The following is a 22,331-nucleotide window of genomic DNA, read 5'->3' as shown; positions in this document are numbered from 1 at the left end:
GGGGGGGCTCTCCCCCCCCACCCCCGGGATATTTGGGCAAAGTCGAAAGGGGGGCGGCGCGGTCTCGGGTGGGGGCGGCGGCGCGGCTGGCGCGGACGCAGTCGGGGGCGCGCACCGGTCGGGTCCGGTACGCGCCCCCTCTGTCCCGTCCTCCGGGGAGGATATGGGACGGGTCAGGTCAGAAGAAGCCGAGCTTCGAAGTCGCGTAGCTGACCAGCATGTTCTTGGTCTGCTGGTAGTGGTCGAGCATCATCCGGTGCGTCTCGCGCCCGATGCCCGACTGCTTGTAGCCGCCGAAGGCCGCGTGGGCCGGGTAGGCGTGATAGCAGTTGGTCCAGACCCGGCCGGCCTTGATCGCGCGCCCGAAGCGGTAGCAGGTGTTGGCGTCGCGGCTCCAGACCCCGGCGCCAAGGCCGAAGAGCGTGTCGTTCGCGATCGAGAGCGCGTCCTCGTGGTCCTTGAAGGTGGTGACCGAGACGACGGGGCCGAAAATCTCTTCCTGGAACACCCGCATCTTGTTGTGGCCGCGCAGCACCGTGGGCTTCACGTAGTAGCCGCCGTCAAGCTCGCCCCCGAGCAGCGAGGCCGAGCCCCCGGTCAGCACCTCGGCGCCTTCCTGGCGGCCGATGTCGAGGTAGCCCAGGATCTTCTCCTTCTGCTCGGCCGAGGCCTGGGCGCCGATCATGGTGGCCGCGTCGCGCGGATCGCCCTGCGTGATCGCCTCGACGCGCTTGATCGCGCGCTCCATGAAGCGGTCGTAGATCGATTCGTGGATCAGCGCGCGCGACGGGCAGGTGCAGACCTCGCCCTGGTTCAGCGCGAACATCACGAAGCCCTCGATCGCCTTGTCGAAGAAGTCGTCATCCTCGTTGCAGACATCCTTGAAGAAGATGTTGGGCGACTTGCCGCCCAGCTCGAGCGTCACCGGGATCAGGTTCTGCGAGGCGTATTGCATGATCAGCCGGCCGGTCGAGGTCTCGCCGGTGAAGGCGATCTTCGAGATGCGGGGGCTGGAGGCGAGCGGCTTGCCGGCCTCGAGCCCGAAGCCGTTGACCACGTTCAGCACGCCCGGCGGCAGCAGGTCGGCGATCAGGTCCACGAGCACCATGATCGAGGCCGGGGTCTGCTCGGCCGGTTTCAGCACCACGCAGTTGCCGGCGGCGAGCGCCGGGGCAAGCTTCCAGGCCGCCATCAGGATCGGGAAGTTCCACGGGATGATCTGGCCGACGACGCCCAGCGGTTCGTGGAAGTGGTAGGCGACGGTGTCGTGGTCGATTTCCGAGATCGTGCCTTCCTGCGCCCGCACGATGCCGGCGAAGTAGCGGAAATGGTCGATCGCCAGCGGGATGTCGGCGGCGCGGGTCTCGCGGATCGGCTTGCCGTTGTCCCAGGTCTCGGCGGTGGCCAGCAGTTCGAGGTTGTCCTGCATCCGGTCGGCGATCTTCAGCAGCAGGTTCGACCGCTCGGTGACCGAGGTCGTGCCCCACTTGTCCTTCGCGGCATGGGCGGCGTCGAGCGCAGCCTCGATGTCGGTCGCGTCCGAGCGGGCGATCTCGCCGCAGGCGAGGCCGGTGATCGGCGTGGTGTTGGTGAAGTAGCGGCCCGCGTTCGGGGCGCGGAACTCGCCGCCGATGAAGTTGTCATAGCGCGGACGGAACGGGACCGTCATCACGCCGCGGAATTCGCTCGCCATGTCGTTGGCCATCTGGATCTCCTCCCTCGTGTCGCCCCGTCCTCCCGGGGCCATGACCGAAGACTGCCCGGCGCGGTCCGGCCTGCCCAGACGGGGCGCGGGGTGCGCGCGGCCCGACTGTCTCAGGCACGAGACAGGTGCGCGCGCGGAAACCGCGATGCCGCGGCGCGGCGCGGGGGGCGGCGCCCGCGAGGCGGCCCCGGCGCCGGAGGCGGCGCGCGTTGGCGGCGGGTAGTGACGGGCCAGTGGCGGGCTGGTGACAGCGCGGGGAACGGTGGGCCGGTCCGGCACCGCCGGCCCAGAGGGGCGCGGCGCCCGTCGCCCATGCCCCGCATGGGCAACCGCACCCACGGTGGGCGCCAGAGCCGTGGGGAAGCAGAAGCGCGCAGCAGGCGCGCGCAGGACGGCAGCGCCGAGGGGGCACGCCGATCGGGCGGCGGCCGGATCCGGCCGCGGTCCCTGTGGCAACGCCGGGCGGCCCGAAGCCCCGGGGGGCCAGCCCCGGAGATGGCCGCGGGATCGCCCCCGGATCTCCCCGGCGACTCGCTCGCCGCCGCCTCAGCCCTCGATGCCGAGCGCCTTCATCTTGCGATAGAGCGTGGCGCGGCCGATCCCCAGCGCCCGGGCCGCGGCCGAGACATTGCCCCCCGCGCGGGCCAGCGCCCGCGCCAGCTCGGCCCGCTCGGCCCCGTCGAGGCCCCCCGGCGCCCCGAGCCCCAGAAGATCGCCCGCCGGCACCCGGCCCAGCCGCTCGGGCGTCAGGGCGAAGCTGCGCCGCGCCGCGCGGCTTGCACCGATCACCAGGTCGTCGCGGTCGAGCGCCAGCAGCACCGGCCCCGTGCCGTCGCCCTCGTCGGTCTCGGGTGCGAGGATCCGGCTGCCGGCCCAGGCCGCGCGGAACAGCTCGGCCTCGATGCGCTGGGCGGCATCCTGCGCGGTCAGCGCGATCAGCCGGGCATAGCCCTCGGTCAGGTCCTCGCGCACCGAACTCACGTCGATGACGCCCGCGACCTCGCCCTCGGGGCCGAAGACCGGGGCGCCCATGCAGGCGAGCCGGGTGTTGCGGGCGCGGAAATGCTGGCCGCGCCAGACGATCACCGGGCGCTTTTCGGCCAGGCAGGTGCCGATGCCGTTGGTGCCCTCGGCCGCCTCGGACCAGACCGCGCCGGGCGCGAGGCCCCAGCCGTGGAATTCCGCCGCATCGCCCGCGCGCACCCGGTCGTCGAGCACCAGCCCGCCGGGGTCCGACAGCAGCACCGAGCAGCCCGCATCCGCCGCCGCCCGCGCCAGCCGGTCGAGGATCGGGCGCGCCACCGCCACCAGCCGGCCCGCCGCCTCGGTCCGGCGCGCAAGCTCGGCCGCCTCGAGCCGGTCGGGCGCGGTGCCGGTCGCGGGATCGACGTTGTGGTGCAGCAGCGAGCGGCGCCAGCTTGCGGCGAAGGCCGAGCGCCCGGCGGCGGCGGACAGCGCCACCGCGCGCACCATCTCGGCGTGATCATGTCTCAGGGCCCGGGTCATCGGCGTGAAGCTCCCCTCTTCACCTCGGGCGCAGGATAGGCGGCAGGGGGGCATCCCGGCCAGCCCCCCGGCGCTACGACCAAGGTCGCAGGGCCGGGACACGGCGGGACCGGGGGCCCCGGCCCCGGGCCACCCGCGGCGGCTGGACGGTGGCTGGCGGGGCGCGGGATAAGGCTCACCCGACGAGGCGCACCGCGCAGGAGGCATGGCGCAGGGCCACGGGGCGCAGGACAGGGAGCGCCACGCGCGGGTCCCGGCATAGGAGGCACGCCGGACCGGACCCGGTGCACGGAGCGCCCGCCAAGACGCGGGGGGCACGGCACATCGGCAAAAACCCACGGGGAGCAGCATCAGGGCACGGCGCTCAAGGCACAGGGCACGGCGCAGGGGGCACGGCGCTCAAGGCTTGGCGCAGGAGGCTTGGCGCAGGGGGTGAGGAGAAGGACGGCGCCCGAGGTGCGGGGCCGGGTGTGGAGGCTCCGCGCAGGGGACAGGGTGCGCGGGCAGCGCTCAGCCGTCGGGCAGGTTCAGAACCAGCGGCGGCCCCTGGCCCTCGATCCGCAGCCGTGCGCCCCGGCGTGCGATCGAGGCGACGCTGTCCCAGCCGGCGGGGCGCGGCACCGCGCCGATCGCGTGCCAGGTCCGGTGCACCCGCCCCGGTGCCAGCGGCAGCGCGCTCGGCACCCCCTCGCGCGCGACGCGCGAGCCGCCGCGGGCCGCGGCGGCATTGCCCTCGTCGCCGGCGGTGCAGCCGTCCTCGATGCCGACGACGCCCAGGTGGCGGCCGTCCCAGGGCGCGTGGTCGCGACCGCCGTTCGACAGCCACAGCATGGTCACCGGCAGCGTCGAGGGGTCCTTCAGCACGAAGACGAGGTCGTCCTCGGCCGGGCGCAGGGCCGCGGTCCAGCCAAGCGTCGCGCCCGCCGCCTCGACAAGGGTGCAGAAATCCTCGTGCCCCGGCGGCCAGGGCCAGCGCGTCAGGTCCTGCGTCGCCCCGACATCGCCACCGTCCCTCGCGACGGCACCCGGGACGCCCCCCGGAACGGCGGCCGGGTCCTCCCCCCGCGCCGCCACCGCCAGCCGGTGGCGCCCGGGCGCGACGCCCTGCCCCGTCAGCACCGCGCGCTTGGGCGAAAAGCTCAGCCGCCCCGGCGCCGCGAAGCGCAGCATCGGGTGATGCGCCAGCGTCAGCGTGCCGCTGCCGCCGGTGATCTCGTGCGTCGTGACCAGCACCGGCGCCCCGTCCGCGAGCCGCAGCCGCTTGACGATCCGCGCGCCCCGGACCGGCTGGCTCAGCGCCAGCACCGCCTCGGCGGCGCTGGCCGCGCGGGTGCACGAGACCACGTCCCAGCGCGCATTCGCCGCCGGCCCGTGGATCGGCCCGCCCGGGCACAGGTCGTCGCGCCCGAACGGGGCCGACAGAAAATCGCCCTGCAGCGCCGCCTCGACCGGCGCGAGGCCCGCGGGCACCGGCCCGCCGACCCAGTGCGCGCGGTGCAGGGGCCGGATGTCGCGCCCGCCCACGGTGAAGACAAGGTCGGTCAGCCCGCCCCGCGACAGGTCGATCTCGACCGCCGCGCCCCGCACCGCGAGGCGCAGCCGGTCACTCATTCTCGGCCGACCAGGGATCGTCCTGGACGTCGAAGCGGGGATCGTCGAGCTCCTCGCCGGGGTCAAGCTCGTCGCGCCGGCCGCGGAAGCCCATGGCGACGACGAACTTTTCCGAGCTGTCGGCGCGGCTTGCCGGCGGCTTCACGTTGGCGACCGAGCGGAAGTTCTTCTTCAGCACCGCCTGCAGCGCATCCTCGGCGCCGCCCGCCAGCACCTTGGCGACGAAGGTGCCGCCCTCTTCCAGCACGTCGAAGGCGAAATGCGCCGCCGCCTCGCACAGCGCGATGATGCGCAGGTGGTCGGTGCCCTTGTGCCCCGAGGCGGCGGCGGCCATGTCCGACATCACCACCTCGGCCGGGCCGCCGAGCCAGGCCTTGACCTGCGCATCCGCGCCCTCGGCCAGGAAGTCCAGCTGGTGGATGTCGGCGCCGGCGATCGGCTCGACCTCCTGCAGGTCGACCCCGAGCACGGTGCCGACGCGCTTGCCCTTCTTCTCGCCAAGCGCGTTGACGCGCTGCACGGCGACCTGGCACCACCCCCCCGGCGCGCAGCCGAGGTCCACCACCCGCGCCCCCGGCACGAGGAAGCGGTAGCGGTCGTCGAGTTCGAGGATCTTGAAGGCCGCGCGGCCGCGATAGCCTTCCTTGCGCGCGCGCACGACATAGGGGTCGTTGAGCTGCCGCTCGAGCCAGAGGGTCGAGCTGAGCTTGCGCCCCTTGGCGGTCTTGACCCGCACGCGCAGCTCGCGCTGCCCGCGTCCCGAGGTGTTGCCTCCCCCCGATTTCGGCGACTTGACCATGACTGAGATCCCCTTCGTTGCCGTCCCGGATAGCGAAGCGCGCCCGACAAGGCAAGGAAGGGGGCGCTGCCCCCTCGGGCCTGCGGCCCTCACCCCCGGGATATTTGGGCAAAGTCGAGGGTCGGGCTCAGGCCATCCTGAGCGCGCCGTCGAGGCGGATGACCTCGCCGTTCAGGTAGCCGCAGTCCAGGATGAAGGCGGCGAGGGCCGCGAATTCCGCGGGATCGCCGAGGCGGCGCGGGAACGGGACCGCGGCCGCGAGGGCCTGCTGCACCTCGCAGCCCATGCCCGCCATCATCGGCGTGGCGAAGATCCCGGGCGCGATGGCGCAGACCCGGATCCCGTGCCGGGCGAGGTCGCGCGCCAGGGGCAGGGTCATCCCGGCGATCCCCGCCTTCGAGGCGGCATAGGCCGCCTGCCCCGCCTGCCCCTCGAAGCCCGCGATCGAGGCGGTGTTGATCACCACCCCGCGCTCGGGGCCCGGGTTGGCCGCCATCACCTCGGCCGCGAGGCGCAGGACGTTGAACGACCCCGCAAGATTGACGTCGAGCACGCGGCGGAAGCCGTCGAGCGGGTGCGGCCCGTCGCGCCCCAGCACGCGCCCGGCGGCGACGATCCCGGCGCAGTTGACCACCGCGTCGATCCCGCCCAGCCGCGCCACCGCCGCGGCGATCCCCGCCGCGACCGAGGCGGCGTCGGTGACATCGACGACGACGCCATGCGCCTGTGGACTCGCGTCCGGGGCCGGGTCCGGCCCGGCTCCCGGCTCGCCACCCGGTTCGGCTCCGGCCGCCGCGGCGCGGCCCGCCACCGCCGGATCGCGGTCGAAGACCACCACCCGCGCGCCGCGCGCGCCGAAGTGCTCGGCCACCGCCCGGCCGAGGCCCGAGGCCCCGCCCGTCACCACCACCCGCGCGCCCTCGATCCGCATCCGCCGCCCTCCCTGTGCCGCCGCCACCCCAAGGCTAGCAGCCGGGCCCGGGCCCGCGGCGCGAACGTCGCGTCAGCCGAAGTCGCGCCGGGCCTCGACCATCAGGCACAGGATCTCGAACATCAGGCTCGCGCCCAGCCAGGCGGTGTTGCCCGAGGCGTCGAAGGGCGGCGAGACCTCGACGAGGTCGCCCGCGACCACGTTGACCCCGCGCGCCAGCCGCAGCACCTCGATCGCCTCGCGCGCGATCGGCCCGCCCCATTCCGGCGTGCCGGTGCCCGGCGCGACCGAGGGGTCGACGAAGTCGATGTCATAGCTGAGATAGGTCGCGCCCTGCCCGAGGATCTCGCGCGCCTCGGCCATCACGTCGGCGAGGCCGCGCGCAAACAGCTCTTCGGCGCGCACGATGCGGATGCCGTGGGCGCGCGCGAAATCGACGTCGGCATCGTCGTAGGTGGTGCCGCGGATGCCGATCTGGATCATCCGCGCCGGGTCCAGCAGCCCCTCTTCGACCGCGACGCGGAACGGGTTGCCGTGGGTCAGGACCTTGCCGCCGAAATAGACCGGGTAGAGGTCGGTGTGGCTGTCGAAATGCAGCAGGCCCAGCGGCGCGCGCCCCTTGGCAAGCCCCCGCAGCACCGGCAGCGTGCACAGGTGGTCGCCGCCGCCGGTCAGCGGCCGGATCCCCTCGGCCGCGAGGCCTGCATAGGCCGCCTCGAACCGGGCGAGCGTGTCCATCACGTCGACCGGGTTCGGCCCGATGTCGCCGAGATCGGCGCAGGCCGCGATCTCGAACGGGCGCAGCCGGGTCGCGCCGTTCTGCGCCCGGATCATCGTCGAGGCGTCGCGCAGCGCCCGCGGCCCGTGCCGGGCGCCGGGGCGGTTCGACACCGCACCGTCGAAGGGCAGGCCCAGAAGCCCGATCGCGACCTCGTCGCGCCGCGGCGCCCCCACCGGCAGGTAGGGCAGGCGCATGAAGGTCGGCAGGCCGGCGAAGCGCGGCATCTCCATGCCCGAGACGGGGTGGAAGAACGGATCGGTGGTCATGCTCTGGTATCCTCGCGGCGCGGAACGCTTTTCCGGTGCGGAGCGTTGCAGGCCAAAGCCCGGCCCGCAAGGGGGTGCGGGCAACCGCAAGGACGCATCATGGACCTGATCCGCATCATCTTCGCCATCCTGCTGCCGCCGCTGGGCGTCTTCCTGCAAGTGGGCCTGCGCGGCGCGTTCTGGCTCAACATCCTGCTGACGCTGCTGGGCTACATCCCCGGCATCGTCCATGCCGTCTGGGTCATCGCCCGCCGCTGAGCGCGCCACGGCGCCCCGCGGCCGCCGCCAGCGCCGGTGCCGGTTCTGTGCCGACCCGGCATCCACGCCTCCCCGGGGCCGCAGCCCCGCCCTGTCCAACCCCGGCCCGTCCCAACCCGGCCCGTCCGAAGGAGCACAGATGAGCCATCGCAGCGACCTTTCCGAAGATCCGCGCCGCACCGTGCTGGCGCTGCTGTCGCGCACGCCCGTGGGCATGCTGTCGATCGACGGCAGCGCCCTGCATCCTCAGCCGATGACGCAGGACACCGATCCCGACCGCGGCGAGCTGTGGTTCCTGACCTCGCGCGAGACCGAGATCGTGCGCGCCATAGGCCAGGGCGCGCGGGCGCATTTCACCGTCACCTCCGACGACCACTGCCTGCAGGCCTCCTTCGCCGGCGCGATCGTGCAAAGCACCGATCCCGGCCATCTCGACCGGCTGTGGTCGGGCGCCGATGCGCGGGGGCGGCCGGCGGACTGGTTCCCCGGCGGGCGCGACGACCCCGACCTGCTGGCGCTGCGCATGACGCTGAGCGAGGCGATGGCCTGGGCGGCCTCGACCTCGACCCTGCGCACCGGGATCGAGAGGCTGCGCGCGACCCTCGATCCCGACCATGCGCCGGACCTTGGCGTGCAGGTGGCGATCCCCTTCAACGGCTGAGGCCGGGCGGCTTTCGGCACCGGTGACGGGGGCGTGATCGCGGCCCCGCCCGAACGGGATTGCCAAGGCGGCGCGGATGTACATATTGTGAACATCCGCAGAACACAGCCGAAACACCGGGGTTCCCATGGCCACCCGCAGCCTGCAAGACAAGCTCGCCATCCTCTCGGACGCGGCGAAATACGACGCCTCCTGCGCCTCGTCGGGGGGCGAGCGGCGGTCGTCGGCGGATGGCAAGGGGCTGGGGTCGTCGGGCGAGTCGGGGATCTGCCACGCCTATGCCCCCGACGGGCGCTGCATCAGCCTGCTGAAGATCCTGATGACGAACTTCTGCATCTACGACTGCGCCTATTGCATCAACCGCGCCTCGAGCCGGGTGGAGCGCGCGCGCTTCAGCGTCGAAGAGGTCGTGACCCTGACGATCGAGTTCTACCGGCGCAACTACATCGAGGGGCTGTTCCTGTCGTCCGGCATCATCCGCTCGCCCGACGACACGATGGCCGACATGGTGCGCATCGCGCGCACCCTGCGCGAGCGCGAGAACTTCCGCGGCTACATCCACCTGAAGACGATCCCCGACGCGGCGCCGGAACTGATCGACGAGGCCGGGCGCTTCGCCGACCGCCTGTCGATCAACGTCGAGCTGCCGACCGAACGCGCGCTCACCGATCTGGCGCCGGAGAAATCCGCGCGCACGATCCGCAAGGCGATGGCCGAGGTGCGGATGCGCCGCGACGCCTCGCGCGAGCGCAGCCATACCGGCAAGCGCGCCGCCCGCTTCGCCCCCGCCGGGCAGTCGACGCAGATGATCGTCGGCGCCGACGCCGCGAGCGATGCCACGATCCTTGGCAACGCCGCCGGGCTCTACGCGGGATACAACCTGGGCCGGGTCTATTACTCGGCCTTCTCGCCGATCCCCGAAGCCTCGAGCGTCCTGCCCGCCCGCCGCCCGCCGCTGATGCGCGAACATCGCCTGTACCAGGCCGACTGGCTGATGCGCTTCTACGACTTCGCGCCCTCCGAGATCACGGCGGGGCCCTCGGGGATGCTCGATCTCGACATCGATCCCAAGATGGCCTGGGCGCTGGCGAACCGCGGCCAGTTCCCGGTCGATCCGAACCGCGCGAGCCGCGAGATGCTGCTGCGGGTGCCGGGCTTCGGCACCAAGACCGTGCAGCGCATCCTCGCCGCCCGCCGCCACCGCGCGCTGCGCTACGAGGACCTCGTGGCGATGGGCGCGGTGATGAAGCACGCCCGCGCCTTCATCGCCATGACCGGCTGGAGCCCGCGCGGTCTGCTCGAGGGCGAGAACCTGCGCGCCCGCTTCGCGCCGCCGCCCGAGCAGCTGCAGCTGATCTGATGCAGGTCGCCCTGCCCCGCATCGGCACCACAGCCGCCTGGCGCGCCGAGGTGCGCCGCCTTGCGGCGCTGGGCATCGCGCCCGAGGCGGTGCGCTGGTCGCTGGGCCCTGCCGAGCCCGATCTTTTCGCCGCCGACGACGCCCGCACCGCGCCGGAACCGGCGCTGAAGATCCCCCGCCCGGCCCTGGCCGAGATCGACTGCGCGCTGCACCACTCCGACCCCGGGCGCTTCGCCCGCGCCCATGCGCTGGTTCTGGCGCTGTCGCGCGGGCAGGCGCGCTGGGGCGACCGGTCGGACCCCGCCCAACACCGCGTCATGGCCGAGGCCAAGGCCGTGCGCCGCGACATCCACAAGATGCACGCCTTCGTGCGCTTCCGCGAACTGCCGGCCCAGGGCCCGCGCCGCCGCTTCGCCGCCTGGTTCGAACCGACCCACCCCTGTCTCGAACCCGGGGTGCCGTTTTTCGCCCGGCGCTTCGGCGACATGGACTGGGCGATCGCCACGCCCGGCCTCACCGCGCGCTTCGTGGATGGCGTGCTGACGCTGCACGAAACCCCGCCCGACCAGCCGCGCCCGCCCGAGGACGGAACCGAAAGCCTCTGGCAGACGTACTATGCAAGCATCTTCAACCCGGCGAGGCTGATGACACGTGCCATGCAGTCGGAAATGCCGAAGAAATACTGGGCCAACCTGCCCGAGGCGCAATTGATCGCGCAGCTGGTGCGCGAGGCCCCGGCCCGGGCGGCCCGGATGGCGGCCGACCTTGGCAGCGCCCCCGCGCCGCAGACCGCCGCGCGCCAGCGCAACAGCCGCCTGCCCGAGCGCGCCGCCCCGCCCGAGGGCCGCCCCGACACCCTGCCCGACCTTGCCCGCCAGATCGCCGCCTGCACCCGCTGCCCGCTGTACTGCCACGCCACCCAGGCCGTGCCCGGCGAAGGCCCGGCCGACGCGCGGCTGATGATCGTGGGCGAACAGCCCGGCGATCACGAGGATCTGGCCGGGCGCCCCTTCGTCGGCCCCGCCGGCCAGCTGTTCGACCGCGTCGCGGCCGAGGCCGGGCTCGACCGCCGGCAGGCCTGGATCACCAATGCGGTCAAGCATTTCAAGTTCACCCCGCGCGGCAAGCGCCGGATCCACCAGCGCCCCACGAGCGGCGAGATCCAGTCCTGCCGCTGGTGGCTCGGGCTCGAGACCGCGCTGGTGCGGCCGCGCGCGATCCTGGCCATGGGCGCCACCGCCGCCGAGGCGCTGACCGGCTCGGGCGCCGGGATCCTGCGCCGGCGCGGCGGGGTCGAGCACCTGCCCGACGGCACCCCGGTGCTGATCACGCTGCACCCCTCGGCGCTGCTGCGCCAGCCCGACCCGGAGACCGCGGCGCAACAGATCCGCGACTTCCGAAACGATCTTAATAAATCTCTGGGATTTGTTTCGGACAATTGATACCGACCGTCGGAATTAAGACTTTCCGACAACTTACCGCTGACCTCCCGCCCCGATAAGGTAATCGTCACACGCAAGTTACGAGGCTCTCCCATGCTCTTCGTTCCGATCCTGATGCAGTCTGCCCTGCTGGCCCTCGAGGCCGGCGACGTGATCGAGAAGCGCATGGCGCTCTTCGTCTCCGGCGCGCCAGAGGCGCCGGTCGAGGCGATGGTGATGGTGGGCGAGAAGTTCTGGCAGGCCGGCCTGTCGATGGGCCGCGCCAGCATGATGCTCGCCCAAGGCATCTCGCCCGACGCGGTGATGCTCGACACCATCGGCGACTACCGCGAGATCGTGGGCGAGAACCGCCGGCGCCTCGCCTGACCCCGCCTCCGGCGCCCCGCCTGACCTCGCCTCCCGCGGCCGGCGTCACCCCGCCTCCGGCGGACGGCCTGACGACGCCGCCACCGGCGGGCGCCTGACCGGCCCGCTTCGGGCCGGCCCCTTCGCTCCAGATCCGACAGGCCGGGCCCTTGCAGGCGACCCGGCCTTTCGCGGACCCGCGGCGACGGCCGCGCCGCACCCTCTCGCGCGCGCAGCCCGACCCTTGGGTCCGAGGTGCCGCGCGCGCCCCGGCCGATCCCTCTCCCGGCCGGGCGCGCGCCGCAGCCTTCGCCCCGCGCCTGCCCCGGCAGCCCGCCCGCGCGGCGCGATCTCGGCCGCCGATCTTGCCCCTGCGGCCCGGTCCTGCGACAGAGGAGGCCCGAGATGCCGCAGGAGAGCCCGATGCGCGACCGCCTCGCCAGCCACAACGAGCGGGTGAAGATCTTCGCGAATTTCGTCAATGCCGTCGCGCTGGGGCTGATCGGCTTCGCCGTGTTGCGCCCCGCAACCGACCAGCCGATGTCGTTAACCGCGATGTCCTACTGGTGGGGGCTCGGCGGACTCGCATTGCACGGCGCTTCGCACTATATTCTGGGATACCTGAGGAAGGAGGCACGCGCATGACCCTGTTCGAATTCCTTGTCCCCGTCGTGGCGCTGGCCGTCGCCGGCGCCGGCGCCTGGCTGCTGCGACGCGAGGCGCGCAGCATCGACCGCGACCTGTCCCGCCGCCACCACCCGGCCGAATGACCTGACCGGATCACCGGGTGCCCCGGCTTGGACCTTCGGGCGCAGACCTCGGGGCCAGGACCACGGGGTCCGGATGACCGGCCTCCGCTGACCGTCCCAGCCCCCCGACCCGATCCGAAGACAGAGGGCGCCAGCCATGTGCGGCCGCTTCATCGACCCCAACCTGCGCGGCACCGAGACCGAGCTGTCGCAGATCCGCGTCGACCCCTTTCCCCGCCGCTTCAACATCAAGCCGACCGAGGAGGTGCTGATCCTCGGCCGCCGCCCCGACCAGGCGCAGCGCGCGCGCTGGTGGCTGGTGCCGTCCTGGCACCGCGGCACGCTGGCCGAGTGGAAGGCCACGACCTTCAACGCCCGGATCGAGGAGGCGGCAGGCAAGCCCTCGTTCAAGGGCGCGTGGCGCTATGGCCGCTGCCTGATCCCGGCCGGCGGCTACTATGAATGGACCGGGACCAGGGGCGCCAAGCAGCCCCATGCGATCCTGCCCGCCGGCAATGCCGAGACGCTGTATTTCGCCGGGCTCTACTCGCTCTGGCAGGACCTGATGACCTGCACGATCCTGACCCGCGCTGCCGGCCCCGACACCGCGGCGCTGCATCCGCGGATGCCGGTGATCCTCGACCCCGAGGAACGCGACGCGTGGCTGTCGGGCAGCGAGGCGCCCGACCTCGGCGCCGGCGCCCGCCTGCGCCACCATCCCGTCGCCCGCTTCGGCCTGCACGACGACGGCCCGCAGCTGCTCGAACCCTTCGACGCCGCCTGACCGGATGGGCCGGCGCCGCCTCCGCCGCCGCGCCCCGATGACGCCGCCGCCCCGGCCGAGGACGCATTCGGACAAGCCGCCCCCCGCGGCCACGGCGATCCTGACCGGGAAGGAGCCCACCCATGCCCGATGCCTCGTCCCCCGATCCGCTGGTGATCTTCACCCCCTCCGGCAAGCGCGGCCGCGTGCCCGCCGGCACCACCGTGCTTGCCGCCGCCCGCGCGCTGGGGGTCGATCTCGACAGTGTCTGCGGCGGCCGCGGCATCTGCTCGAAATGCCAGGTCGCGCCGCAGACCGGCAGCTTCCCCAAGCACGGCATCACCGCCACCGACAGCGCCCTCTCGCCCTGGAACGCGGTCGAGGCGCGCTATGCCGAGAAGCGCGGCCTGCAGCCCGGCCGCCGCCTTGGCTGCCAGGCCTGCATCGAGGCCGACACCCTGATCGACGTGCCGCCCGAAAGCCAGTTGCACCGCCAGGTGATCCGCAAGTCCGCCGATGCCCGCCCGATCGAGATGGACCCCGCCACCCGCCTTGCCTATGTCGAGGTCGCCGAACCCGACATGGACGAGCCGACCGGCGACTGGCAGCGCCTTGCCGCGGCGCTGGCCGCCGCCGGCCACCCGGTGACCGAGGCGCCCGCGCCCGCGCAACTCGCCCGCCTGCAGCCCGCGCTGCGCAAGGCGGGCTGGCGCGTCACCGCCGCGGTCCATACCGACGGGGCCGGCCGCTCGCGGCTGATCGACCTGTGGCCGGGGCTGAGGACCGAGCCCCTGAAGGGCATCGCCTTCGACCTCGGCTCGACCACGATCGCGGCCCACCTGACCGACCTGTCGGACGGCCGGGTCATCGCCTCGGCCGGGGTGATGAACCCGCAGATCCGCTTCGGCGAGGACCTGATGAGCCGGGTGAGCTATGCGATGATGACCCCCGGCGGCGCCGAGGAGATGACGGCGGCCGTGCGCGCGGCGATCGGCGATCTCGCCACCGCGCTAGGCCGCGACGCCGGCGTCGAGCCGCGCGAGATCACCGAGGCGGTGGTGGTCTGCAACCCGGTGATGCACCACCTCTTCCTCGGGATCGACCCGGTGGAGCTTGGCCAGGCGCCCTTCGCGCTCGCCTCGGATGCCGCGCTCGACCTCTCGACGGCCGAGCTTGGCCTTGCCGGCTTCAACCCCGCGGCCCGGCTTTACACCCTGCCGCTGATCGCGGGCCATGTCGGCGCCGACGCCGCCGCCGTCGCGCTGTCCGAGGCGCCCGAAACCTCGGACGACCTCGTGCTGATCGTCGATGTCGGCACCAATGCCGAGATCCTGCTGGGCGACCGCAGCGGCGTTCTGGCCTGCTCCTCGCCGACCGGCCCGGCCTTCGAGGGGGCGCAGATCTCGAGCGGACAGCGCGCCGCCCCGGGCGCGATCGAGCGGGTCGAGATCGACCCCGCCACCAAGGAGCCGCGCTTCCGCGTCATCGGCTCCGACCTGTGGTCCGACGCGCCGGGCTTTGCCGCCTCGGTCGCGCAGACCGGCGTCACCGGCATCTGCGGCTCGGGCATCATCGAGGCGCTGGCCGAGATGCGGATCGCGGGGCTTCTGGATGCCTCGGGCCTGATCGGCTCGGCCGAGCAGACCGGCACCGCGCGCTGCGAGCCGCAGGGCCGCACGCACCAGTACCTGCTGCACGACGGCACGCCCGAGGGCGGGCCCCGCCTGACCGTGACGCAGGGCGACGTGCGCGCGATCCAGCTTGCGAAATCCGCGCTTTATGCCGGGGCGCGGCTGCTGATGGATGCGCGCGGGGTGACCCGCGTCGACCGCGTGGTGCTGGCCGGGGCCTTCGGCGCCCATATCAGCCCGAAACACGCGATGGTGCTGGGGATGATCCCCGATGTCGCGCTCGACCGCGTGACCTCGGCGGGCAATGCCGCCGGGACCGGCGCCCGCATCGCGCTGGTCAACTGCGGCGCCCGCACCCGGATCGAGGCCGGCGTGCGCAGGATCCACAAGATCGAGACCGCGACCCAGCCCCGGTTCCAGGAGCATTTCGTCAATGCCTCGGCCCTGCCGCATGCGACCGACCCGTTCCCGAACCTCGCGGCCGCGGTGACCCTGCCCGAGGTTGGCTTCAACACCGAGGGCGGGCGCCGGCGGCGCAGGTGACGCCACCGCGGCGCCGCCCAGGCGCGCGGCCAAAGCCCGAACACGAAAAGGCCCGGCGGTGCCGCCGGGCCTTTCCATGTCGCGGCGCGTGCTGCCGTCAGCTGCAGCCCGAGGTACCGCCGCAGGTGTTGCACTTCATGCAGGTGCCGTTGCGCACGAGGGTGTAGTTGCCGCATTCGCCGCAGGCCTCGCCCTCGTAGCCCTGCATCTTCGCCTTGGTGCGCGCGTCCATCGACACCACGCCGCTCGCCAGCGCGGTGCTGGTCTCGGGCACCAGCCGGTTCAGCGCGGCCACGGTATCGAGATCGCCCGCCAGCGCCGCCGCGGCGCCGCCCTGCAGCACCACCAGTTCCTGCGGCAGGCGCTTGCGCAGGTAGCCCGTCGACGAGATCTGCTTGAGCACCTCGAGCGATTTCGACGCCGCGCTCTCGCTCACCGGGGCGACGTTCGGGCCGGTGACGTCATGCGACCCGGTGCCGATGTCGTCGAAGCTCGCGCCCTTCGGCGCGACATGCGCAAGGTCGGTGCGGTCGAGATAGCTCACCGCCAGTTCCCGGAACACGTAGTCCAGGATCGAGGTCGCCGACTTGATCGAGTCGTTGCCCTGCACCATGCCCGCGGGCTCGAACTTGGTGAAGGTGAAGGCGTCGACGAATTCCTCAAGCGGAACACCGTATTGCAGGCCGACGCTCACCGCGATCGCGAAGTTGTTCATCATCGCGCGGAAGCCGGCGCCTTCCTTGTGCATGTCGATGAAGATCTCGCCCAGCGCGCCGTCCCGGTACTCGCCGGTGCGCAGGTAGACCTTGTGGCCGCCGACGATCGCCTTCTGGGTATAGCCCTTGCGCCGCTCGGGCAGCTTCTCGCGGTGCGAGCGGACCACCTCCTTGACGATGATCTTCTCGACGATCTTCTCGGCCAGGACCTGCGCCTTCTCGGTCGGCGTGCCGGTGGCGAGGATCTCCTCGGCCTCCTCGTCATCCTCGACCAGCGCCGAGGCCAGCGGCTGGCTCAGTTTCGAGCCGTCGCGATAGAGCGCGTTGGCCTTCAGCGCCAGGCTGTGGCTCAGCTCGTAGGCGTCCAGCGCCTCGGCGATGGTGGCCGAGTTCGGCATGTTGATCGTCTTCGAGATCGCGCCCGAGATGAAGCTTTGCGCCGCGGCCATCATGTGGATGTGGCTGCCGACCGACAGGTAGCGCTTGCCGGTCTTGCCGCAGGCATTGGCGCAGTCGAAGACGGCCAGGTGCGCGGGCTTGAGGAAGGGCGCGCCCTCCAGCGTCATCGTCCCGCAGACATGGTCGTTGGCAGCGTCGATCTGGGCCTTGGTGAAACCAAGGTGGCGCAGCATGTCAAAGCTGGGATCGTTCAGCTTTTCTGCCGGGATGCCAAGGGTTTCGCGGCAGAAGCTCTCACCCAGGGTCCACTGGTTGAACACGAAGCGGATGTCGAAGGCGGTGGGCAGCGCCGCCTCGATCTTCTCCAGCTCGCGGGCGCCGAAGCCGTGGCCGATCAGCGAGGTGTGGTTGATGCCGGGGCCGTTGCCAAGCGAGGCATGGCCGACGGCATAGGCGATGATCTCCTCGATCTGCGCCGGACCGTAGCCGAGCGTCTCGAGCGCGGCGGGCACCGAGCGGTTGATGATCTTGAAATAGCCGCCGCCGGCGAGCTTCTTGAACTTCACCAGCGCGAAGTCGGGCTCGATGCCGGTGGTGTCGCAGTCCATCACCAGCCCGATGGTGCCGGTCGGTGCGATCACGGTCGCCTGGGCATTGCGGAAGCCATGCTTCTCGCCCAGCGACAGCGCCTCGTCCCAGGCCGATTTCGCAAGCGCGACAAGGGATTGATCCGGGCAGTTCGCATGGTCGAGCGCGACGGGCGCGACGTTCAGCCCCTCGTAGCTGCCGGTGGCATGGGCGGCGGCGCGGTGGTTGCGGATCACGCGCAGCATGTGATCACGGTTGCGCGCATAGCCCGGGAAGGCGCCCAGCTCGCCCGCCATCTCGGCCGAGGTCGCATAGGCGACGCCGGTCATGATCGCGGTCAGCGCCCCGCAAAGCGCGCGGCCCTGCGCCGAGTCATAGCCCAGCCCCATGTTCATCAGCAGGCCGCCGATATTGGCATAGCCAAGACCGAGGGTGCGGTAGTCGTAGGAGCGCTGCGCGATCTCCTTCGACGGGAACTGCGCCATCAGCACCGAGATCTCAAGCGTCACGGTCCAAAGTTTCGACGCGTGAACATAGCCTTGCGCGTCGAACTTGCCGTCACGATAGAACTGCAGCAGGTTCATCGAGGCCAGGTTGCAGGCCGTGTCGTCCAGGAACATGTATTCCGAGCACGGGTTCGAGCCGCGGATCTCGCCGTCTTCCGGGCAGGTGTGCCAGGCGTTGACGGTGTCGTGGTACTGGATGCCGGGATCGGCGCAGGCCCAGGCGGCATGGCCGATCTGGTCCCAGAGCGCGCGGGCCGAGACGGTCTTGGCGATCTTGCCGTCGGTGCGGCGCACCAGCTCCCAGGGGGCGTCGTCGCGCACGGCCTTCAGGAAGGCATCGGTGACGCGGACCGAGTTGTTCGAGTTCTGGCCCGAGACCGAGATGTACGCCTCGGAGTCCCAGTCGGTGTCGTAGGTCGGAAACTCAATCGACGCAAAGCCTTGCGCGGCGTATTGCAGAACCCGGTTCACATAGGTTTCCGGGATCGAGACCTTCTTGGCCGCCCGGATCGCGGTCTTCAGACCCGCGTTCTTCGCCGGGTCCGCCGCATCGGCGGCAGCGCCGTCCCAGGCCCGGATCGCGGCGAAGATGTCGTTCAGACGCGCCTCGTGCATCTTCGAGCCGGCGACGAGCGAGGCCACCTTCTGCTCTTCGATGACCTTCCAGTTGATGAACTGCTCGATGTCGGGGTGATCCATGTCGCAGATCACCATCTTGGCCGCGCGGCGCGTGGTGCCGCCCGACTTGATCGCGCCCGCCGCGCGGTCGCCGATCTTGAGGAAGCCCATCAGCCCCGAGGACTTGCCACCGCCCGAGAGCCGCTCGCCCTCGCCGCGCAGGCTCGAGAAGTTGGTGCCGGTGCCCGAGCCGTATTTGAACAGCCGCGCCTCGCGGACCCACAGGTCCATGATCCCGCCCTCGTTGACCAGGTCGTCCGAGACCGACTGGATGAAGCAGGCATGGGGCTGGGGATGTTCATAGGCGCTGTCGGACTTGACCAGCTTGCCGGTCCGGTAGTCGACGTAATAGTGCCCCTGCGCCGGGCCATCGACGCCATAGGCCCAGTGCAGGCCGGTGTTGAACCACTGCGGCGAGTTCGGCGCGGCCATCTGCGCGGCCAGCATGAAGCGCATCTCGTCGAAATAGGCGGAGGCGTCGGCCTCGGTCGAGAAATAGCCGCCCTTCCAGCCCCAGTAGGCCCAGGCGCCGGCCAGCCGGTCGAAGACCTGCTTGCCGCTGGTCTCGCCGGTGAAGCGCTCGTCTTCCGGCAGCTCGGCCAGCGCGGCCTCGTCGGGGATCGAGCGCCACAGGAACTCGGGCACGCCCTTCTCGCGGACCTTCTTCAGGCGCGCGGGCACGCCGGCCTTGCGGAAGTACTTCTGCGCCAGCACGTCGGCGGCGACCTGGCTCCAGCCCTCGGGGACCTCGACCGCCTCGTTGCGGAACACGATCTTGCCGTCGGGATTGCGGATCTCCGACGTCGTGGTGGCGAAGGACAGGGCCGCGTAAGCGTCACGCCCGGCTTCGGTGAATCTGCGCTCGATCTTCATGGCCCCGTCCGTCTCTGTCCTGTTCCACACTGTCCCGTCGCGGCCCGGGCCTTCTGGCCCGGGCGTCAGCCGAGGTCGCACACGGCAAGCCCCTGCCTGCCCCCGCGTGGCAGCGCGGGGATCAGGTCGGTCGACCTTTCAGGTTCTGGCTTATCGCGGCCCACTAAATCTGGTGTGCGGCATCGCTGTGGCCACAACTTGGGCGCAAAGTCTTTCGAGGGTCAACGGTTTTCGCGCCGCCGGCCGGCAAAAATTCCGCTTGAAGATCGGGGCTCCGGGGCCTGGCGGGCGCGATCCACGATTCCTCCAAGGGCTGTGATCGGCGCGCTGTGGAGAAAAATCGCCAGCGCAGGCGGGGCCTGCCGCGGGCGGCGCGCATTTTGCCCCCAACTTGTCCACAGGACCGGGGGCGAAACCGGGCCCTGTGGCAGGGTTGCATCGCCCCACGGTGCCGGTCGCCCGCGCTGCAAGTGGTGGGGCTGCGGCAAACTGCCCACATCATCTTGTGAGGGGTGGAAACAGAATCGCCCGGCACGAGATCTGGTGCCGGGCCGGTCGTGCACAGGCCGCGCATAGGCCGCGCACGGGCCGCGCACGGGCCGCGCACAGGCCGCGCACGGGCGGTTCAGAAGGCCGCGCGGGCCTCGGCCAGGGTCATGTGCAGGTCGATGTTGGCGCGCGGGCGGAAGTCCTGGGGCACCACCAGATCGAACCGGCCGCCGGTGCCGACGCCCGGCGCCTCGGAGATGATCGACAGCCGGCGGGTGCGGTCGGGCAGGTCGGTGACGGTGTCGACCACCCCCAGCACCACCCCGTCCGAGGAGAAGACCGTGCGCCCCTCGAGCCCGACGATCGTGCCCAGCGTCGAGCGGGCGATGCCGTTGCGCCGCGCCTTGTAGGCCTCGCGCGTCATGCCCATCGCGTCGTTGGCGTCGCTGCCGTCGCCCTCGGCCTGCGCCCGGGCGGCGGGGGCCAGGGCTGCGGGCGCGACCAGCGCAATCGCGGCGAGAAGCGTGAAGCGGCGGATCAGGGACGGGAACGGGGGCATGGCGGTCTCCGGCAGGCTGTGGCGGGCTGGTTGGCGGCGTCCGGCGGGCCACGGCGCCGCCGCGGACGGGGCGGACAGGGCGGCGGACGCGGGACGCCGGGCGGCGGGTCGCAGGTCACCATACCCTCTGCGCCGGCGCAAGGCGCCCCCCGGCTGCGGGCAGGCGGCTGTGCGGGCGCGCACAGCGCGAGCGCGGGCGCAGCGCCCCTAGAGGGCGCGGGTCATGAACTGGCTGAGCGGATCGGGCCGGTAGCCGGCGAAGGGCGGGCAGTCGACGAAGCCCGCGGCTTCGTACAGGCGCCGCGCGGGGGCGAAGCTGGGCTGCGCCCCGGTCTCGAGGCTGAGCCGCGACAGGCCCCAGTCGCGGGCCTCGGCCATCAGCCGCTCGAGCAGCAGCCGCGCGAGGCCCCGGCCCCGGGTTTCGGCCAGCACGTGCATCGACTTGATCTCGCCCAGAGTGTCGTCGTGGCGCTTGATCGCCGCCATCGCCACCGGGCTGCCCGCGTCGCGCAGCACGAAGAAGCGGATCGTGGGCGCGGCCAGGGCGGCGGCGTCCAGCATGTGCATGCTTTCGGGCGGGGTGTCGGCCTGCATCGCGGCGCTGTGGCGCGCCATCAGCAGCCCGAGATCGGGCCCGAGCGGGCTTTCGCGGGCAAGGACGAGGCCGTCTGGCAGGGATGCGGTGGTCATCGGCCCTCGGGCATCGGCAGCAGATCTGGGACTGGTCGGGGCGAGAGGATTCGAACCTCCGGCCTACGGTACCCAAAACCGTCGCGCTACCAGGCTGCGCCACGCCCCGACGGATCCGCTTTAGCCGGTTCGGCGGGAAACGGGAAGGCCGGATCGGCGGGGGTTGCGCAAGGTCGACCCTACCGTGTCGGTCCCGGCCCGGGCGGGCCGCGTCAGCGGCAGGGCCAGGCGGCCAGCGCCGCGTCGACCGCGGGGTTTTGCAGCTGCGCCCCGAGCGGGATGCCGATGCGCTCGGCCAGGCCGCCGTTGATCTCGAGCACGAGCGACACCGCGTCGCCGCCCGGCAGCGGCGTCTCGTCGCCCGGCACGGCCTCGGGGTGGGCCACGGTCAGCGTGCCGGTCTGGTCGAAGAACAGGATGTCGAGCGGGATCAGCGTGTTGCGCATCCAGAACGCGGCGGGCTGCGGCGTCGGATAGACGAACAGCATCCCGGCGCTGCGCGGCATGGTTTCGCGGAACATCAGGCCGCGGGCGCGTTCGTCGGCCGTGTCGGCGATCTCGACCGAGAAGCGGGCCGAGCCGCCGTCCCAGCGCAGCGAGACGGTGCCGGGGGCGCAGGTCTCGGCGGCGGCGGCCGGGCGCACCAGCGCCAGAAGCGCGATCGCCGCGGGGGCGAGCGCGGCAAGCGCGATGGCGATCGCCAGCACGACCGGGAACAGGCGCCGCAGCAGGCCCCGGGGGCGCCCGCCCTGCCCGTCAGCCTCCGACCCGGCGGGCGGGCGGTGCGGCATCATCAGTCCGCGGTCCCGTCCGGGCCGCCATCCTCGCTGCCGGCCGGGCTGCCGGCGTCTGCCGGGGTGCCGTCCTCGGCCGCGCGGGGGGCGCTTTCCCACGACAGGATCTGCGCCGCCATCTTGCCGCGCTTGCCGTCGATCACCCGGATCGCGATCGCCTCGCCCGGGCCGAGATCGGCGAAACCGGCGCGGCGCAGGATCTCGGCGTGGATGAAGACATCCTCGGACCGGCCCCAGATGTTGGCGAAGCCGAAGCCCTTGCCCTTGTCGAACCACTTCACCCGTGCCGCGAGCATCGGCAGCGCGGCGATGACCGCGGCGTCGCCGTCGTCGACATCCTCGATCTGCGTCGGCTCCTCGCCTTCCGGGGGAACGATCTCGACGACCTCGGTCGCCTGGGCGCCGCGCTGGGTCTGCTGCACCCGCACGACGATGCGCGCGCCGTCGGCCACCGAGCTTTGCCCGAAATTGCGCAGGACATTGGCATGAAGCAGGATGTCCGGTCCGCCCTCATCCGCGAGGATGAAGCCGAAGCCTTTCGCGGGGTCAAACCACTTAACCCTGCCCTCGACCTGTGCCACTTCCATGATCTTCTGCATCTTTTCCGAAGCTTCTACTTATCCGAACCGAGAGTACTGGTTGACTTGTCACACCTCTTGCGAGGGTTGCAAGGTCAAACACGCAAAAC

General features: G+C 72.0%; 20 protein-coding genes and 1 tRNA gene. 9 read left to right on the top strand and 12 right to left on the bottom strand.

Going from position 1 to position 22,331, the window contains the following annotated elements; genetic code table 11:
• Positions 1-178: 178 nt before the first annotated feature.
• The 6 genes from adh to V8J39_RS02810 form a co-directional block, all read right to left on the bottom strand.
• Entirely contained in the window at positions 179-1,705 is a 1,527-nt protein-coding gene (gene adh, locus V8J39_RS02835; protein WP_336459350.1) for an aldehyde dehydrogenase, read from the bottom strand.
• A 546-nt stretch (positions 1,706-2,251) separates the two neighbouring features.
• Positions 2,252-3,211 (bottom strand): GAF domain-containing protein, encoded by a 960-nt coding sequence (locus V8J39_RS02830; protein WP_336459349.1) that lies wholly within the window; start codon positions 3,209-3,211, stop codon positions 2,252-2,254.
• A gap of 510 nt (positions 3,212-3,721) precedes the next feature.
• A complete protein-coding gene (locus tag V8J39_RS02825) occupies positions 3,722-4,822 on the bottom strand; it encodes a hypothetical protein (RefSeq protein WP_336459348.1) in 1,101 nt (366 codons plus the stop codon).
• A complete protein-coding gene (locus tag V8J39_RS02820; RefSeq protein WP_336459347.1) occupies positions 4,815-5,621 on the bottom strand; it encodes an RlmE family RNA methyltransferase in 807 nt (268 codons plus the stop codon). Before V8J39_RS02820 ends, V8J39_RS02825 begins: the two co-directional genes overlap by 8 nt.
• A 127-nt stretch (positions 5,622-5,748) precedes the next feature.
• A complete protein-coding gene (locus V8J39_RS02815) occupies positions 5,749-6,552 on the bottom strand; it encodes an SDR family NAD(P)-dependent oxidoreductase (RefSeq protein WP_336459346.1) in 804 nt (267 codons plus the stop codon).
• A gap of 72 nt (positions 6,553-6,624) precedes the next feature.
• A complete protein-coding gene (locus V8J39_RS02810) occupies positions 6,625-7,599 on the bottom strand; it encodes an agmatinase (protein WP_336459345.1) in 975 nt (324 codons plus the stop codon).
• Between the two features lie 99 nt (positions 7,600-7,698).
• Here V8J39_RS02810 and V8J39_RS02805 point away from each other — a divergent pair, with 99 nt between their 5' ends.
• The 9 genes from V8J39_RS02805 (at position 7,699) to V8J39_RS02765 (ending at position 15,351) form a co-directional block, all read left to right on the top strand.
• Entirely contained in the window at positions 7,699-7,857 is a 159-nt protein-coding gene (locus V8J39_RS02805) for a YqaE/Pmp3 family membrane protein (protein WP_336459344.1), read from the top strand.
• 139 nt (positions 7,858-7,996) lie between these two features.
• Positions 7,997-8,518 carry a pyridoxamine 5'-phosphate oxidase family protein gene (locus tag V8J39_RS02800; RefSeq protein WP_336459343.1) on the top strand — a complete coding sequence of 174 codons (522 nt, stop codon included), beginning with the start codon at positions 7,997-7,999 and terminating at the stop codon, positions 8,516-8,518.
• A gap of 127 nt (positions 8,519-8,645) precedes the next feature.
• Complete coding sequence (locus tag V8J39_RS02795) at positions 8,646-9,878, top strand: putative DNA modification/repair radical SAM protein (RefSeq protein WP_336459342.1); 1,233 nt, start codon at positions 8,646-8,648, stop codon at positions 9,876-9,878.
• On the top strand, positions 9,875-11,320 hold the full coding sequence (locus tag V8J39_RS02790; protein ID WP_442902560.1) for a UdgX family uracil-DNA binding protein: 1,446 nt from the start codon (positions 9,875-9,877) through the stop codon (positions 11,318-11,320). The genes V8J39_RS02795 and V8J39_RS02790 overlap by 4 nt, the downstream gene beginning before the upstream one ends.
• Positions 11,321-11,413: 93 nt before the next feature.
• On the top strand, positions 11,414-11,686 hold the full coding sequence (locus V8J39_RS02785) for a hypothetical protein (RefSeq protein WP_336459340.1): 273 nt from the start codon (positions 11,414-11,416) through the stop codon (positions 11,684-11,686).
• 402 nt (positions 11,687-12,088) lie between these two features.
• Positions 12,089-12,310: a hypothetical protein gene (locus V8J39_RS02780; RefSeq protein WP_336459339.1), complete on the top strand. Its 222-nt coding sequence runs from the start codon at positions 12,089-12,091 to the stop codon at positions 12,308-12,310.
• Positions 12,307-12,435 (top strand): hypothetical protein, encoded by a 129-nt coding sequence (locus tag V8J39_RS02775; protein WP_336459338.1) that lies wholly within the window; start codon positions 12,307-12,309, stop codon positions 12,433-12,435. Before V8J39_RS02780 ends, V8J39_RS02775 begins: the two co-directional genes overlap by 4 nt.
• A 136-nt stretch (positions 12,436-12,571) precedes the next feature.
• The gene (locus V8J39_RS02770) at positions 12,572-13,198 is read left to right on the top strand and encodes an SOS response-associated peptidase (RefSeq protein ID WP_336459337.1); all 627 of its coding nucleotides are present in this window, start codon (positions 12,572-12,574) and stop codon (positions 13,196-13,198) included.
• A gap of 122 nt (positions 13,199-13,320) precedes the next feature.
• Complete coding sequence (locus V8J39_RS02765) at positions 13,321-15,351, top strand: ASKHA domain-containing protein (protein ID WP_336459336.1); 2,031 nt, start codon at positions 13,321-13,323, stop codon at positions 15,349-15,351.
• A gap of 97 nt (positions 15,352-15,448) precedes the next feature.
• Here the strand turns inward: V8J39_RS02765 and V8J39_RS02760 are convergent, their stop codons facing one another.
• From V8J39_RS02760 to V8J39_RS02735, 6 genes are all read right to left on the bottom strand, one after another.
• Complete coding sequence (locus V8J39_RS02760) at positions 15,449-19,111, bottom strand: vitamin B12-dependent ribonucleotide reductase (protein ID WP_336459335.1); 3,663 nt, start codon at positions 19,109-19,111, stop codon at positions 15,449-15,451.
• A gap of 625 nt (positions 19,112-19,736) precedes the next feature.
• The gene (locus tag V8J39_RS02755; protein WP_336459334.1) at positions 19,737-20,159 is read right to left on the bottom strand and encodes a hypothetical protein; all 423 of its coding nucleotides are present in this window, start codon (positions 20,157-20,159) and stop codon (positions 19,737-19,739) included.
• A 207-nt stretch (positions 20,160-20,366) separates the two neighbouring features.
• Positions 20,367-20,849 carry a GNAT family N-acetyltransferase gene (locus tag V8J39_RS02750; RefSeq protein ID WP_442902542.1) on the bottom strand — a complete coding sequence of 161 codons (483 nt, stop codon included), beginning with the start codon at positions 20,847-20,849 and terminating at the stop codon, positions 20,367-20,369.
• Between the two features lie 32 nt (positions 20,850-20,881).
• Positions 20,882-20,958: transfer RNA gene (locus V8J39_RS02745), tRNA-Pro, on the bottom strand.
• Positions 20,959-21,061: 103 nt separating this feature from the next.
• The gene (locus tag V8J39_RS02740) at positions 21,062-21,643 is read right to left on the bottom strand and encodes a DUF192 domain-containing protein (protein ID WP_442902541.1); all 582 of its coding nucleotides are present in this window, start codon (positions 21,641-21,643) and stop codon (positions 21,062-21,064) included.
• Complete coding sequence (locus V8J39_RS02735) at positions 21,643-22,242, bottom strand: cold-shock protein (RefSeq protein ID WP_336459333.1); 600 nt, start codon at positions 22,240-22,242, stop codon at positions 21,643-21,645. Before V8J39_RS02735 ends, V8J39_RS02740 begins: the two co-directional genes overlap by 1 nt.
• Positions 22,243-22,331 lie beyond the last annotated feature (89 nt).

The sequence above is a fragment of the Frigidibacter sp. MR17.24 genome (genome assembly GCF_037095655.1).
In the GTDB taxonomy this organism is placed as follows: Bacteria; Pseudomonadota; Alphaproteobacteria; order Rhodobacterales; family Rhodobacteraceae; genus Frigidibacter.
Note: the sequence above shows the minus strand (reverse complement) of the source record. Positions and strands in the feature narration are given on the sequence as shown.